The 13,434-nt window shown below is 65.1% G+C and carries 14 protein-coding genes; 3 read left to right on the plus strand and 11 right to left on the minus strand.

Annotated features, from left to right (window positions below):
- Positions 1-254: 254 nt before the first annotated feature.
- From VG556_RS07615 to parA, 4 genes are read right to left on the minus strand one after another with little or no spacing between them, the layout of a single operon-like run.
- Positions 255-854 (minus strand): S26 family signal peptidase, encoded by a 600-nt coding sequence (locus tag VG556_RS07615; RefSeq protein ID WP_019184019.1) that lies wholly within the window; start codon positions 852-854, stop codon positions 255-257.
- A complete protein-coding gene (locus VG556_RS07620; protein ID WP_019184018.1) occupies positions 851-1,396 on the minus strand; it encodes a DUF2840 domain-containing protein in 546 nt (181 codons plus the stop codon). Before VG556_RS07620 ends, VG556_RS07615 begins: the two co-directional genes overlap by 4 nt.
- Positions 1,393-1,656 carry a hypothetical protein gene (locus tag VG556_RS07625; RefSeq protein WP_019184017.1) on the minus strand — a complete coding sequence of 88 codons (264 nt, stop codon included), beginning with the start codon at positions 1,654-1,656 and terminating at the stop codon, positions 1,393-1,395. Before VG556_RS07625 ends, VG556_RS07620 begins: the two co-directional genes overlap by 4 nt.
- Positions 1,653-2,291, minus strand: coding sequence for a ParA family partition ATPase (gene parA / locus VG556_RS07630; protein WP_019184016.1), 639 nt, complete (start codon positions 2,289-2,291; stop codon positions 1,653-1,655). Before parA ends, VG556_RS07625 begins: the two co-directional genes overlap by 4 nt.
- Positions 2,292-2,463: 172 nt before the next feature.
- On the opposite strand from parA, the gene VG556_RS07635 reads away from it, so the two are divergent.
- Entirely contained in the window at positions 2,464-4,020 is a 1,557-nt protein-coding gene (locus tag VG556_RS07635) for an IS1182 family transposase (RefSeq protein ID WP_019184015.1), read from the plus strand.
- A 299-nt stretch (positions 4,021-4,319) separates the two neighbouring features.
- Here VG556_RS07635 and VG556_RS07640 read toward each other — a convergent pair whose 3' ends face one another.
- The 4 genes from VG556_RS07640 to VG556_RS07655 form a co-directional block, all read right to left on the minus strand.
- On the minus strand, positions 4,320-5,177 hold the full coding sequence (locus VG556_RS07640) for a replication initiator protein A (protein WP_180875454.1): 858 nt from the start codon (positions 5,175-5,177) through the stop codon (positions 4,320-4,322).
- A 26-nt stretch (positions 5,178-5,203) separates the two neighbouring features.
- Positions 5,204-5,488 carry a helix-turn-helix transcriptional regulator gene (locus VG556_RS07645; protein ID WP_026069907.1) on the minus strand — a complete coding sequence of 95 codons (285 nt, stop codon included), beginning with the start codon at positions 5,486-5,488 and terminating at the stop codon, positions 5,204-5,206.
- Between the two features lie 75 nt (positions 5,489-5,563).
- Entirely contained in the window at positions 5,564-6,361 is a 798-nt protein-coding gene (locus tag VG556_RS07650; RefSeq protein ID WP_019184012.1) for a DUF2285 domain-containing protein, read from the minus strand.
- 337 nt (positions 6,362-6,698) lie between these two features.
- Positions 6,699-7,049, minus strand: coding sequence for a DUF2958 domain-containing protein (locus tag VG556_RS07655; RefSeq protein WP_019184011.1), 351 nt, complete (start codon positions 7,047-7,049; stop codon positions 6,699-6,701).
- A 298-nt stretch (positions 7,050-7,347) separates the two neighbouring features.
- Between VG556_RS07655 and VG556_RS07660 the strand changes: the two genes are divergently transcribed.
- Positions 7,348-7,641 carry a helix-turn-helix domain-containing protein gene (locus VG556_RS07660; RefSeq protein WP_005304583.1) on the plus strand — a complete coding sequence of 98 codons (294 nt, stop codon included), beginning with the start codon at positions 7,348-7,350 and terminating at the stop codon, positions 7,639-7,641.
- A gap of 52 nt (positions 7,642-7,693) precedes the next feature.
- On the opposite strand, the gene VG556_RS07665 is transcribed toward VG556_RS07660, so the two are convergent.
- Positions 7,694-8,008 carry a DUF736 domain-containing protein gene (locus VG556_RS07665; RefSeq protein ID WP_019184010.1) on the minus strand — a complete coding sequence of 105 codons (315 nt, stop codon included), beginning with the start codon at positions 8,006-8,008 and terminating at the stop codon, positions 7,694-7,696.
- Positions 8,009-8,869: 861 nt separating this feature from the next.
- Between VG556_RS07665 and VG556_RS07670 the strand changes: the two genes are divergently transcribed.
- Positions 8,870-9,892 carry a DUF4917 family protein gene (locus VG556_RS07670; protein WP_026069906.1) on the plus strand — a complete coding sequence of 341 codons (1,023 nt, stop codon included), beginning with the start codon at positions 8,870-8,872 and terminating at the stop codon, positions 9,890-9,892.
- 76 nt (positions 9,893-9,968) lie between these two features.
- On the opposite strand, the gene VG556_RS07675 is transcribed toward VG556_RS07670, so the two are convergent.
- Both VG556_RS07675 and VG556_RS07680 read right to left on the minus strand, forming a co-directional pair.
- Entirely contained in the window at positions 9,969-11,999 is a 2,031-nt protein-coding gene (locus VG556_RS07675; protein WP_019184008.1) for a ParB/RepB/Spo0J family partition protein, read from the minus strand.
- A gap of 79 nt (positions 12,000-12,078) precedes the next feature.
- Complete coding sequence (locus tag VG556_RS07680) at positions 12,079-12,906, minus strand: DUF932 domain-containing protein (protein WP_019184007.1); 828 nt, start codon at positions 12,904-12,906, stop codon at positions 12,079-12,081.
- Positions 12,907-13,434: the final 528 nt, after the last annotated feature.

A 13,434-nucleotide genomic window follows, 5' to 3' on the forward strand; every position in this document is an offset into this window, starting at 1 on the left:
CGCCTTTGCCTTCCGCTGACGCTCCAGGCACCGGCGGCCCGGCGGCGCTGCTGCGTGAGCAGCCAGCGCGTCGGCGAACGCGGCGACGGCCGTAGGCCGGGCGCATTCGAGGCAAGACGCTTGCACGTTGGACCGCTGCGCCGGATGTTGCGCGAATGCGCCCGCGCTGTACGCGTGACGACACGGCAGCAGCCGGAACGGCATGCCCGATGGCACGATGAGATGCACGGCAACGTGCAGCGAATCGGCGGCCATCATGGGCGTGTCTCCAGCCAGATCGGATGCGCAACGCCGATCACGGCGGATGCGCTGACCGGGCCGAAATAGCGGCTGTCGAACGATGCCGGATTGGTCACGCTCAAGAGGAACAGCTCGCCCTCGGCCAGCGGGCGGCAATGCTGCCAGGATGGCAGCGGCCGGCCCAGTCGATCGACAAGGAGCGCGGCGGCCGCAGGCACGCCGTCGATGCGAACCTGACGGGCGACGATGCAGACGTGTTGCGGCGCGACCGCGCCCACACGTTTGAGTAGTGGAACGTGTGCCGGCAGGTAGCCGCGCTGCGCAGCGAGCGCGGCAGCGTCGGCGGGCAATCGGGTCAGGACGATGCTGCCCACTTCCAGCCGACGTGGCAGCGAGGCGGCCCGATGGTCAAGCGGCTGCACGCGATACCAGCCGGCCGGAACGCTGTCGGACGGGTTGTAGATCAGGCGCGGCAGCGGCTGCACAAAAGCCGCCCAGGCCAGCGCAGCGAGGCCGACGACGGCGAAGCCCGCCAGCACGATGCGAGCGCGCAGGCGCGAGCGAGAACGCGGCGCGATTTCGGGTGTGCGTGCGGTGGTGGAATCAGCGGTCATGGCAGCGCCCTCCCGGCCAGCCAGGCGGCGTGCCGCTCGGCGGTGTATTCGGGCAGCGCCAGGCGGGCCGCCAGACGGTTGCCCAGCGTGCGCCAGTACGCGGGCGACACGTCGATGGCGGCGATGCCCTGCGCCTCGATGCCGTCGATGCGTTCCAGCACGGCACGCACCGCGTTTTCGCCTTCGGCGTGCAGCAGCAGGCGTGCGCCGGGCCGCACGCCGGGGATGCGCTGCACGGCGTCCAGCGGCGTGCCGGCCTGGATCACCATGAGCTGCCAGCGCACGGTGCCGTAGTCGTTGGCCTGCCAGCGGATGCGGCAGAACATCGCGCCCGGCAGGAATACCGCGCAGCGCCGCCAGTGGTCGAGCCGCAGCGTGCGCGCAGGTTCGCCGAAGCGCAGATAGAGCTTGAAGCGCGGCTCGATGTAGGCGAGCGATACGCGGGTCAGTGGCACGTTGCCGGCTTGGCCGGCGAGTGCTGCGGGATGCAGCGACAGCGCAGCCGTGGCCGCGCCAGCGGCAGGCGAAGCGGATGCGGTCATGGTGTGTTCTCCATCCGGTGTTCTGGAAACTCTCGTTCCAGCAAACCGCGCAGCAGTTCCGCGACGGTCACGCCCTGCGTGAATGCCGACACCTTGATGCGCGCCCGCATCGCGGGCGTGATGTCGAGGGTCAGGCGCGCGGTGTAGAGGTCGCCTTTCTGGATGCCGCCGGCCTCGCCCTGGCGAACCCACGCCTCGGCGTGCGGATTCGCAGGCGGACGCGCGCCGATGGCGATGCGCTTGCCGTTGCGCTGGCTCATGTCGGCCACCGCAGCAGTTCGTCGGTCAGCGCGACGATCTCGCGGGCGGCGGCGCTGTCGGGTGCCGTCTCGCGTGCGAGCCGGCCAGCGGCCACGCTGTCGGCGAATACGATGCGCTGATGCACTTCCGAGCGCAGCGCCGGAAGCGGCTGTTCGGCCAGCGATTGCCGCGCTTCCCTGCCGATGATGGTGGTACTGACGCGCCGGTTGATGACGAAGGCCGCGCGCAGCGCAGGCCGGAACACCTGCGCCTCACGGATCAGCGCCACCATCTCGGCGCTGGCCCACAGGTCATACGGGCTGGGCTGCACGGGAATCAGCACGCGCTCGGCCGCCAGCAGCGCGGAGCGCGCCAGAGCGGCGATGCGCGGCGGGCCGTCGATGATGACGTGATCGGCGCGGCGGGCCAGCTCCGGCGCTTCCTGATGCAGCGTTTCGCGGGCGAGGCCCACGGCGCTGAACAACCGTGGCAAGCCCTGCTGACTTCTGCGCTGCGTCCAGTCCAGCGAGGAACCCTGCGGGTCGGCATCCAGCAGGATGACGTGCTGGCCGCGCAGCGCCAGTTCGCCGGCGATGTGGGTGGCGAGCGTGGTCTTGCCGACGCCCCCTTTTTGGTTGAGAAACGCGACGATCATGGCGTGGCCCTCCCTGCTGGAAAGCCGGCCTGGCCGTGCCGTTTTGTGGTTGTCCACCGAAACGGCGCGCTTCTACTAAAAGTTAGAGATTTATAGTTGAGGCTGTAAAAAAACTGATCCATGTCCGTTCTCCCACGGTAAATTCAACAGGTCGAGACAACCGGGATTGCCGATGCCCCGCTACAAGCCGCAAGAACGCAATGGCCTGTTCCTGCCGGTGGTGCTGTCCGAGCAGATCGTGCCGGGCAGCTTCGCCTTCGCACTGGACTACCTGGTCAATCACGAGTTGGATCTGAGCGAACTGGATGCTCGGTTTCGCAATGGCGAGACCGGCGCCAGCGCCTACGACCCACGGGTGATGCTCAAGATCGTGCTGTTCGCCTACAGCCAGGGATTGCTGTCCAGCCGCGCCATTGAGCGCGCCTGCCTGCACAACGTGCAGTTCATCGCCCTGAGCGGGAACAGCCAGCCCAGCCACGCGCACATCGCCAAGTTCGTTAGCCAGTTGGGCGAACAGGTCAAGGCGCTGTTCGCCCAGGTGCTGGTCACCTGCGATGGGCAGGGCCTGATCGGTGGCGAGTTGTTCGCCATCGACGGGGTCAAGCTGCCGAGCAATGCCAGCAAGGAGTGCAGTGGCACGCACGAAGAACTTCACCAGCGCGCCGTGCGACTGGAGCGCGCAGCCGAGCGGATCGTGTCGATGCACCAGGGACAGGATCGCATTGGCAACGACGGTGACTTTGATGAGCGCCGTCGCAAGCGTGTAGAAGCGTTGCGGCGCGAAGCAGCCCGCACACGCGAGTTCCTGTCCCAGGCACCCAAGCGCCTCAATGGCCAGGGCCAGGAGATCAAGACCAACGTCACCGATCCGGAGAGCGGCAAGATGGCCACCGGCAAGGGCGTGATCCAGGGCTACGCCGCACAGGCGGCCGTCGATGGTGATCACCAGATCATCGTGGCCGCCGATGTCGTCGGTTCGGTCGCCGAGCACGGCATGCTGCTGCCGATGGTCGAGCAGGCCGTAGCCTATCGCCAGGACCATACGCTGGTGCTGGCCGATTCGGGCTACCACACCAAGGACAATGTCGAGCAGTTGGAAGCACGCGGCATCCCTGCGTTGATCGCTGACAAGCAGATGCGTAAGCGCGATGAACGGCTTGCCAACCAGGCTCGGTTCAAGCCCAAGCACGACGTGCTCTACGACAAGACACTGAAGACGCGCAAACCCAGCGGCAAGGAACGCTTCCGTCCGCATGATTTCGACTTCCGCGATGACGGCACCTGCCTCTGCCCCGCGGGCAAGACGCTGGTGAGCAACGGCAGCACCTACCTGGTGGACAAGGGGCTGCACCGCCAGGACTACAAGGCGAGCGCGGATGACTGCGGGCCGTGCGAATTGCGGGCCAAGTGCTTGCGTCATCCGGACCGGACGCCCGCACGCAAGGTCTACTTGTTCAGCGCACGCAGCCCTGACTGGGTGGAGCCGAAGAACGTAGTCGAGCGCGACGATGCGATCACGCGTATGCGCACGGCCATCGATTCGCCGGAAGGTCGCAGGCGCTATGGAAGACGCATTGGCACCGTGGAGCCAGTGTTCGGCAACCTGCGGCACAACAAGCGGCTGGCGCGCTTCAACCTGCGTGGACGCCACAAGGTCAACACGCAATGGCATCTGTACTGCATGGTGCACAACATCGAGAAGCTGGCAGGCAGTGGATGGCGGGCATGAGGGGCCATAACAGGCCGTTTGCGTGCCCCTCGGGGCTCTTCTGGAATCATCGAGCGCGTCGGTAGCTGCACGGAATTCAGACCGCCCCTTCGCGGCACGCGATACAGAAGCCCACAGCGCCGGCGCCTCTAAAGTTAGTTTTTTTACAACCTCGTTAGGTAAGTTAGAGGGGACGCAAACCCGCGCCGTTACTGGCTTTGCGGCGTTTTCGTACTCCTGATAGCACGATAGGCGTACTCCCGATAGCACGATACCCCGTACTCCTGATAGCACGAGGCCGTCCACACCTTTTCCCGCAGTTATCCCCGTGCCGTGGACGGCACGGGCCGGAAGGTCAGCAGTTCCAGCCTTTCGCCCGGCATCGGCTCGATGCCCAGGACGTAGCCGGGCAGCGACTGACGCGCGACCAGCACGCGCAGGTCGTAGGCGAAGTCCGAGAAGCGCGCCGCGCTGCCGGACTTGCGGTGCAGGTGCCGGAAGTCGAATTGCCAGCCGTGTTCCTGCCGCCCGCCGTGCTTGCGCACCAGGCGGTACAGCCAGCGTTCGATGCCGCCCTTCAAGCGGAAATAGGCCGGGTCGATGGTCAGCACCAGGGCGGCATCGAGCACGCCGGCATAGAACCAGTCCGGCAGGATCAGCTCGATGCCCAGCGGCATGCCGCTGGCGTCGGCCAGCTCGCGCCATTCGTTCACCCACGAAAAGCGGTGCAGGCGTCGCCCGGTGGTTTCGCGGATTGAAGTCGCCACGCTGGTCGATTGCAGCCGGTCGAGCGCGGCTTTCAGGCGCTGGTAGTCGTTGAGGGACGTGCCGCGCCCGATGAAGCGCAGGATTTCGTATGGGGTGGCGTGTATCAAGCGCGACGGGCGAATGCCTGCGTCGCGCGCTTCCACGATCTGCGAGGCCGCCCAAATCAAAACGTCGGCGTCCCATATCGTGGCGATGCCATGCTCGGCCGTGCCTTCCACGCGGATGGTGATGTTCCCGCTGCGGAAGTCGATCGGCGCCGTGCGCCGCGACTTCGCCAGCGAGAAGAACGGAAAGGCCATCAAGTCCTGGCTGTCGCGCGGCGCCATGCCGTCGCCCGGCAGCGCGCGGAACAGGTCGAGCTGTTCCCGCTGCTGCGATCGCTGCCCCGATGGCAGCGATGGGCTGGACATGACGATGGCCACCGGCGAGCCGACGATCAGCGGCCATCGCGATAGTCGCCTGCATGGCGCTCGGCGTATTCCGGGTCAGACGTGGCCTCGTAGCTGCGCTGGTCGGCCCAGGCATCGAGGTCGGCCACCGCGTACATGACGCGGCGGCCGAACTTGCGAAACTTTGGCCCGCCGCCGATCACGCGCTGTTTCTCCAGCGTGCGCGGCGACAGGCGCAGGTATTCGGCGGCTTCGTCGTTGGTCAGGTAGCGTTGGGGCTGCACGGGCGCAGCGACAGCAGCGGCGGCAGGCCGCAAGGGAGCGGGTCGCATGGGATGTACCTCCATCAAGCCCGGCCACACCACGCGGCCGGATAGAGGCACTTTCAAGAAAGCAAGGCTTCCTGCTCAGGGACGTTTTGCAGGGGATACAGAACGTCCCTCCCTGAGCGGCGGAAGTTGTGCAAGGCGACGATAGCCGCCGCGCATCAGTGCATCGCCCCGCCGTACCAGCCGGCGAACGCGGGCGCGCAAGGCGCTGTCGGCGTACCAGTCGTCGGCGACGGCATCGACGCCGAACAGCCCTTCGGCCACGTCGCGCAGAGACGCGCCCGCGAGGGTGCCGTCGAGCGCCTGGAGCGTGTTCAACTCCAGCAACGCAGCGGGTGCCGGCCGCGACCGCGCCGTTCCCGCTGGCGCTGCATCGCCAGCGGCGGCCAGCTTGTCCAGTTCGGCCGCCAGCGCCTGATAGCGTCCGCAGGATGCGGCACAGGCGCGGATGGCATAGGCGTAGGCCATGCCATCCTCCAGGCCGGGAGCGATCACCAGCCGCAGGCAGCAGCCCGGCCAGCGTGTCAGCAGCACCAGGCGCCTGCCATCGTGGATCAGGTGCTTCTGGCCGGGGAGGCGCCAGAACGCGAAGGCCACCGCGTCGGGCGGCGGGTCGGCATCCGGGTAGAGCTGCACCACCGCATCGTGATCGGGGAACCAGGCCGGATGCGCGTCGCGCGCATCCAGGGCGGGATCTTCCAGCAGGCGCAATCCCCAGCGCGCGGCGGCCTCTGGCCGGCGGCGCCGGCGCAGCCAGTCGCGGCGGTAGTCGGGGTGACGGCGCAGGTATTCCCACGCCAGCGCGGGGCCGTCGAGATGCAGCGTGTAGAGATACGCGGCGGTCGGATACCAGTGTTCGGCGCTCGGGTCAGCCATGACGCGGCCTCCTGTCATTCAGCAGGAACGTCGCCACGGATTCCGCCGTGCGAGAGCTATCGAGTCGCCATCAAGTCGTCATCAAAATCGGGGTAGGCTGTAACTGCTGGTGTCAAGACTGATTCGCTCCAAGGCATTGCGGAAATCATCTGAATGCGACGGCTGCGCCGCCACAAAAATGGTGCGCAGCATGGAGCACCGTGCAGCAGCCCGCGCCAAAGATCATGACTGTTTGCAACAGAAGCGCACCGCTTCGGTGCAAGAGTGCGGATTCAGACCGCGCAGGTCTTGGGTAAGACTGAAATAGTCAGAATGCGCCGTCGTTGGCTGGGACTGCTCAGTCGGTGATCGAGCCGTTTTCCTCGGCCAGTCGCAGGTACTCCGACAGCAGCCGCACGGGCTGGAAGTAGCGATCGCGCATCACCGGCTGCTTGCGCGGCCCGACGATGGACGCCAGATCGGACAGCTTCACATGGCCCAGGCCGGGCATGCCTATTCCCAGGTCGATCAGCCCCCATGCCGTATCGCCATCGGCCGGGTCGAGCGCGGCCAGCAGCCAGGTGGCGTGCGCGTCAGGGGTGAACAGTCGCACCGCCGGCATCGGGTCGATGCTTCGGCCAGCGGCGCGTGCCGCGCCGACGGCAAGCAGTTGCGCTTGCTGTTCACCGGTGACGAGCGGCTGGGTCATGGCCCGAATCCCCACGCATTCGAGGATGCACGGATACGATTTTCCACCGAAGCGCGGAACCACCGAAGCGGATGCGTGCTTTGGCGGGAAAGCACGAAGGCGCAAGCCATCGAATCCGTACATGCACGGAAACGCAGGAGCGGAATTACGCAGGTCAGGAAAGACACGGATGCGGCTCCCCGGGTCTGGTGAAATCCGCAGTTGCGGATTTCAGTAAAAGCACGGAAGCGGACTAAATTACTTTCATGAGTTAAAGATAACGTGGTTTTAATTGTCCCGCGACTGGACGCTTCTGTCTATGCAGAAGCGATCCGTACAACCTGGCCGACCGGCCGGTGCCACCACCTTCGATGCCGAGTTGGCGCAAGCCTTCGGCGCGGCGGTGCGTGCGCTGCGGATGGAACGCGGGATTGCGCAGGAATCGCTGGCCAACCTGGCTGGTATCGAGCGTTCCCATATGGGCAAGGTCGAGCGTGGCGAGCACATGCCCACGCTGGCAATCATCTTCAAGATCGCCAGCGCGCTTAGTTGCAGTACCGCCGTGCTGATGGCCGCGACGGAAAGCCAGCTCGCGTCAGTGTCCGAGACGTAGGCTGTCAGCGAAAGGCACCCCGCCGCAATGGGCGGGGCGCGGTGGGCGGCTGTCAGGCTGCCTTGGGCTTGCTGCGCGACCAAATCAGGTCGTGCGTGCCGTCCTCGTTCTCGATCAGGCGGGCATAGACCGTCGCCGGGAACGAAGGGTCGTCGATGCTCACGGACAGGTAATCCCGCCCGGCCTCACTGGTCTTCTTCCACGCCGCGCCGATCTCGTGGCCGGCCGCCTGAAGGTGGAAGTCGGGGGCGTTCTCGCTGTCGCCCTTGTCGTTGGGAACCAGCTTGACCTTGACGTTGAGCGTCAGGGTGCGAAGCGTGCCGGTGAAGCCGTCTTTCTCTGCGGTGAAGGTGCCGATGTTAGCCATGATTTTTCTCCTTTCGGGGTGAACAAGGTCGCGCCAGTGCGTCCTTGTTGTGATCCGGCCGGCGGGGGATGGGCTAGCCGCACCGCGCAGCGGTCGCAACACCGTGGAGAGCCTGGAAGCGAAAAGAATTTGTCCCGCGAGAAATGCGCGCAGCGCAGGGGAAATTGTTTTCGCTGGAAGGTTGCGGCCATTAAGCCCAAGGCGTAGCCGTTCCCTCGCCAGGATTCGCGACAAGCCAAGGACGCACAGGCCGCCCGCTCCCGAATGGAGACGTGGCCGACTCGGCATCCCCGCGTGACGGCTTCACCGGCTTGCACCCTGGCACTGGCAAGGCCAAGCTGGTTCCCAACGACAAGCGAGAACGCTCCTTGCCGCAGATTGCGGCGACGGGCTTGAGGCGTGGCGTGGATGCTCCATAGCGAGGCCGGGTGGCGTGTCGGTGAACCGTCCTTCGTGACGTAAAGGCGCGAACCGCCAGCGTCGAGGACGGCACGCTTTGGCACAACCTGCCGCAGCAAGCCGGGGCGTAGCCCCACAAGCCCCGCACAGTACGCCGGGGCGCTAACCTGGCTAAACCGGCAGTGCCAGTTCGGCAGTGTTCGAGAGGTGCCAAGCTACGCGTGGCGGGGTTGGGCCGTGCGCCGCCCCCCCCCGGAAGAAAGCGTCGGCTCGAAGGCGTGAGGGATTGAAGCCGAATAGCCGTGACGGCAAAAGTAGCACGGGGCGCAGCCCGAAGATCCGGCGGCACATCGTGCCGACACGTCCATACAGCCTTAACACCCAGGTAGAGTGACAACGGAGAATGACTCGTCACAGCTATTATTCGACAACGAGTCATCAAAGGAACAGGGAGAACCATATATGCCATATCCCGTTGTGCCGTGGGAGCACGTTGCACCCAATTACCATCGAGGTACGATTCTGCTGGGCAATGGGGCGAGCATTGCTGTTTCACCGAGTTTTGGCTATGGCTCGTTGCTGGATCATGCCCAGCGAGCAGGCTTACTCGGAGCTGATGTACAGCAACTCTTTGGCTTTTTCCGAACATCCGATTTCGAGTTGATCCTTCGACTGGTCTGGCAAGCGTCAAACGTCAATAGGTCACTACAGATACCAGACAATCGCACGCATCAAGCCTACCTGAATGTCAGAGAGTGTTTGATTCAAGCCGTTCGCGACGTGCATCCTGCATATGATCTAGTGAGTGGTCATTTGCCAAGCATGTACCAGTTCCTCAGAGGGTTCGATACGGTAATTTCCTTGAACTATGACTTGCTGGTCTATTGGACGATGACCTATGGACTCGACATTCAGGACGGACATCTATTCAAGGATTGCTTCCTGGGGAATGGCATGTTCGATGATGCTTGGCAGAGATTTCGAGCCCCCTATAGGGAACGGACTAACACCTTGGTGTTTTATCCGCATGGAAGTCTGGCTCTGTGCCGAACTGCAGTGGAGCAGGAGTTCAAGATTCACAACGCTGGGGAAGGTTTGCTGGAGGCCATCCTTGCGGAGTGGCGCAGTGAGCGCGTTGTGCCGCTGTTTGTCAGCGAAGGGACGATGCTGCAGAAAGTTTCCTCTATTCAGAATAGTTATTACCTTTCTACGGTGTACCGGGAGGTACTTACGTCACAGCGGTTCACATTGACGTTATTCGGCTGGGGACTCGGGGAGCACGATCGGCATTTATTGCGACGGATGCGCGGAACCGGCATCCAACGGGTGGCGGTCTCCGTTTTTGGTGGCAATCAGGTCTATTGCAACTATGCCTACCAAGTCATTCAGGATGATTTAGGGCCTGTCCATGTGGACTTCTTTGATAGTGAAAGCCCTGGATGCTGGATTCATGCGGTGCCGCCGGCGTTGCCAGGACTTGGCTAACCCTACGTTGGCTTTCAGCGTTATCCGATGGCATCGTTGAAACCCCGGCGCTGTGCGCCGGGGTTATGCTGCTATATCAGGCGGCGAGCGCGTGGGCTTCCACTACGTCGGCAGCATCTTCCAAGTCCTCCGCGCCGTCCTGCGGCTCCGTGTCGTGTCCGCTCTTGAACACGGCGGGCATCCAGCCCGTACTATCGGCCAGCCGTTCGGCTTCGCTGGCAATGTCGGCCTTCTTCAACTTCGCCAGTCGGGCAGCGTGCGACGGTGCGAACTCGCCCACGGCTTCCAGAATCGCGGCCTTCGGCACATGCTGGAAATACCCGTCAGCGGTGGGCTGCCACCATGCGGCAATGTCCAGCCCCACGGCCTGCGCCAGTTCCGCGCCCGGCTGGTGCGCCGTGGCGCGAGGCGTCACCACGTCCACGGTCGCCGCCACGCATACCGCCAGCAGCCGCACCAGCTCGCTTTGCTCCATCGCCAGCAGCGCGGCGAACAGTTCGGCGCTGTCCTGCGGCAGCGCTTCACCTTCGACCTGCTGCAACTCGCGCAGGGCCACGGCGGCGGGCGACTCGGGCCAGTCGGGGGCCATGCCTTCCAGCCGGTCTTGCACTTTCAGGCTGACGCCCAGCGGCAAGTCGTGGCCGTAGTGGCTGCCCTGCAAGACGGTTTGCACCATGCCATGCGCCAGCGCGGCCAGCGCGACTTGCGGATGCCGGGCCACTTCGATTTGCAGCGCGGCGGTGCGATGCGCGCTCAAACGCTGCGCCAGCCGGTCGGACAGGCTCGCGGCCTTGAGTTGCTCGGCGTCCTCGCCTTCGTCGTCGTTCCCGGCTTCGCCTTCCGCGCTACCGAAACCCTGCCGCAAGCGTTCCAGCGTGCGCAGCGCCTTGGCTTCGGCTTCGCGCAGCAGCCCGCGATGAATCAAGGCTTCGCCGCTGCGGTCGAGGGTGACGATTGCACCGGCCACGGCGCGCACGTCCGGGGCGTAGCCCTGCAAGGCTTCCTCCACGGCTTGCAGTTCCCCGGCGACCTGTTCGCGGCGCGGTTCCAGCGCTTCGGTCTTGTCCTCGTCCTCGGCGTCGTAGGCTTCTTCCAGTTCGGCGTCGATCTTGTCGAGGCGGGTTTGCAGCGATGCGATGCGGCGGGCTTCGCGGGCGCTCGGTTCGCGGCGCTGGCGCGGTGCGTTCTGGAACGCCTGCCGCTCTGCATAGCTCATGTGCGGCACGGCTTCGACCCACGCCCAACCCTCGGTGCGCACGTCCCCGGCCAGCGCATCCAGCTTGTCGCGCACCAGCGTTTCCAGCAGCGCGGCGTCGGTCAGATAGGTTCCGGCATCGCCTTCCGCGAACAGGTCGCGGCGGATGCCGCCGCCCGCCGCCGTGTAGGCGTCCAGCCCGGCGAAGCGCACCAGCGGATGCGTGGCGTCGATTTCGCGCTCGGTCAGGCGTTCGCGCAGCGCGGACGCACCACGCTGCCATTCGGGCGCATCGTAGAACGCGGCTTCCTGCGCGGCGTGGTCGTCGGTGATGGTCAGGGCCATCAACTGTTCCAGCGTGACGGCTGCGGCCCGGTAGTCGGCCAGCAGGCGCGGCGAGACGTTGGCCAGCTTCAAGCGGCGCTGCACCACCAGCGGGGACACGCCGAAGTCGGCGGCAATGTCCTCGATGGGCCGGCCTTCCTTGACCAGCGCGGCGAACGCCTCGAACTGGTCGGCCGGGTGCATCTGCTCACGCAGCAGGTTTTCCGCGAGGCTGACGGTACGGGCCGAAGCGTCGGGCACCAGCAGGCAAGGCACCTCAAAGTCGGCGGCGATGCGCTTCTTCTTCGCCAGCAGCTTCAACGCGGTCAGGCGGCGGTCGCCCGCCACCACTTCGTATTGCTCTCCATCGGCGGACAGGATGACGACGAGGTTTTGCAGCAGACCGATGCGGGCGATGCTCGCGGCCAGTTCGGGAATGGACAGGCGCGGGGTCTTGCGTGCGTTGCGCTTGGATCGGCGCGGCAGCAACTGCGAGAGCGGAACCAGAATCAGGTTCTTGGTCGGGTCGGCCACTTCCAGCGGCGCGGCGGTTTCGATGGCTCGTTCGATTTGGGTAACGGCGTTCATGGTGATGACTCCTTGCGGTTAGGGATGCAGCAGCGAGAGAAGCGGCAAGGGCTGCTGCGTGCCCCTGCCGCATGGGAATTCAGGCTTTCAACTGGCGCATGCCATCGGCCAGCAGCCAAAGCGCACGGTTGAGGCGGATGTTTTGGTCGATGCCGTGCACCGGGCGGGTTTGCTGGCGGCGTCCGTTGGCGCTGCGCCCGCGCAGGCCGCCTTGGGTCAGGTTCTCTTGCGTGCGGTTGAACACGCTCCACAAGTCCGGGCGGCGGTCATCAAAGCGGCGCGGCATCAGGATTTGCGATTCCGTGATGGGCGCGGGCTTGTCGGGGTCGTCGTACTTGAGGGCCAGCGCGGCGCGGGCAAACACTTCGGATTCACCATCGTTCAAGGTGATGGCGCGCATGGCATCGCGGGATTCCTGCACGCGGTCGAAGCCGCGCAAGACTTCGTAAGCGCCTTCGATGACGGAACCGGCCACGTCGCCTTTGTGGGGAACGCGCACATCGGCCACGGTGTCGCCGCAGACAAGGCCATTGCTGCACACGAACCGAAACATGCCCGCGAGCATTTGGTAAGAACTCGTGCCGTCGTGGGAATTGAGCAGCACGATTTCATTGGCTTCCGCGCCGTTGATCTGGCTTGCATGGCGCAGGCGAAGCATGTGTTTGGTGTGTTCGCGCTTGCCTTCGTCGCGCACGCGGGTCTGGCACGCCATGAAGGGCTGGAACCCTTCTTTGCGAAGCTCCGCCAGCACGGCGGCGGTCGGGATATAGGCGTACCGTTCGGAACGACTTTCGTGCGGGGCGTCCGCGAAGATGGACGGCGCGACCCTGCGGATTTGATCGTCGGACAGCGGGTAATCGCTGCGCAGCGACGGGGAACGGGAAGCGAATCGGGATGCGAGTTGCATGGCATTTCTCCTGACGAAAAAGGTTTGCTGTTCAAACCGCACACCGGATTCCTAGATTCGGAGCCCAGCCATTCGGCTGTTTGGTGCGGTCGGCACGAGGAACCCGGTTGGCCCTGTTGCCACCGTCTTTCCTGAGTTCATCGCCCGCGACGGTCAGGAGCGCGCGGACGGGGGCCGTCAAGGAAACAAGCGCAGGGTTGATGCGGCCCGCAGGCGCAGCCGAGGACACGGCCCTGCGCGCCTTGACGGCACACGGGCGCGGGTTACAGTCGCGGACAAGGTGATGAAGTCAGGGGAGACGGCTGGACAAGGCAACGGCCATCCCTATGTGCCGACCGCACGGCAAGCAAAGCGCGCAGGCCCGAAGCTGGAAGCCGGGCCGGAGGCGTCAGCCGAGCGGAGCGAGGGAACGATGGAAGCCCGACAGGGGCGAGACTCGCGCAGCGAGGCTCGATGCGCTACGCGCACGACAGCGCGACCGGCCATCGCTCAGATGGCCGGGGACGCCCGAACGCAAAGTGGCCTTTA

This window comes from Stenotrophomonas sp. CASM106, assembly GCF_049384825.1.
GTDB classification, from domain to species: domain Bacteria; phylum Pseudomonadota; class Gammaproteobacteria; order Xanthomonadales; family Xanthomonadaceae; genus Stenotrophomonas; species Stenotrophomonas muris.

Excerpts from the sequence above, each read along its gene's own strand:
- VG556_RS07615 (WP_019184019.1), bottom strand. The coding sequence starts at position 854 with ATGACCGCTGATTCCACCACCGCACGCACACCCGAAATCGCGCCGCGT.
- VG556_RS07620 (WP_019184018.1), bottom strand. The coding sequence starts at position 1,396 with ATGACCGCATCCGCTTCGCCTGCCGCTGGCGCGGCCACGGCTGCGCTG.
- VG556_RS07625 (WP_019184017.1), bottom strand. The coding sequence starts at position 1,656 with ATGAGCCAGCGCAACGGCAAGCGCATCGCCATCGGCGCGCGTCCGCCT.
- parA (WP_019184016.1), bottom strand. The coding sequence starts at position 2,291 with ATGATCGTCGCGTTTCTCAACCAAAAAGGGGGCGTCGGCAAGACCACG.
- VG556_RS07635 (WP_019184015.1), top strand. The coding sequence starts at position 2,464 with ATGCCCCGCTACAAGCCGCAAGAACGCAATGGCCTGTTCCTGCCGGTG.
- VG556_RS07640 (WP_180875454.1), bottom strand. The coding sequence starts at position 5,177 with ATGTCCAGCCCATCGCTGCCATCGGGGCAGCGATCGCAGCAGCGGGAA.
- VG556_RS07645 (WP_026069907.1), bottom strand. The coding sequence starts at position 5,488 with ATGCGACCCGCTCCCTTGCGGCCTGCCGCCGCTGCTGTCGCTGCGCCC.
- VG556_RS07650 (WP_019184012.1), bottom strand. The coding sequence starts at position 6,361 with ATGGCTGACCCGAGCGCCGAACACTGGTATCCGACCGCCGCGTATCTC.
- VG556_RS07655 (WP_019184011.1), bottom strand. The coding sequence starts at position 7,049 with ATGACCCAGCCGCTCGTCACCGGTGAACAGCAAGCGCAACTGCTTGCC.
- VG556_RS07660 (WP_005304583.1), top strand. The coding sequence starts at position 7,348 with ATGCAGAAGCGATCCGTACAACCTGGCCGACCGGCCGGTGCCACCACC.
- VG556_RS07665 (WP_019184010.1), bottom strand. The coding sequence starts at position 8,008 with ATGGCTAACATCGGCACCTTCACCGCAGAGAAAGACGGCTTCACCGGC.
- VG556_RS07670 (WP_026069906.1), top strand. The coding sequence starts at position 8,870 with ATGCCATATCCCGTTGTGCCGTGGGAGCACGTTGCACCCAATTACCAT.
- VG556_RS07675 (WP_019184008.1), bottom strand. The coding sequence starts at position 11,999 with ATGAACGCCGTTACCCAAATCGAACGAGCCATCGAAACCGCCGCGCCG.
- VG556_RS07680 (WP_019184007.1), bottom strand. The coding sequence starts at position 12,906 with ATGCAACTCGCATCCCGATTCGCTTCCCGTTCCCCGTCGCTGCGCAGC.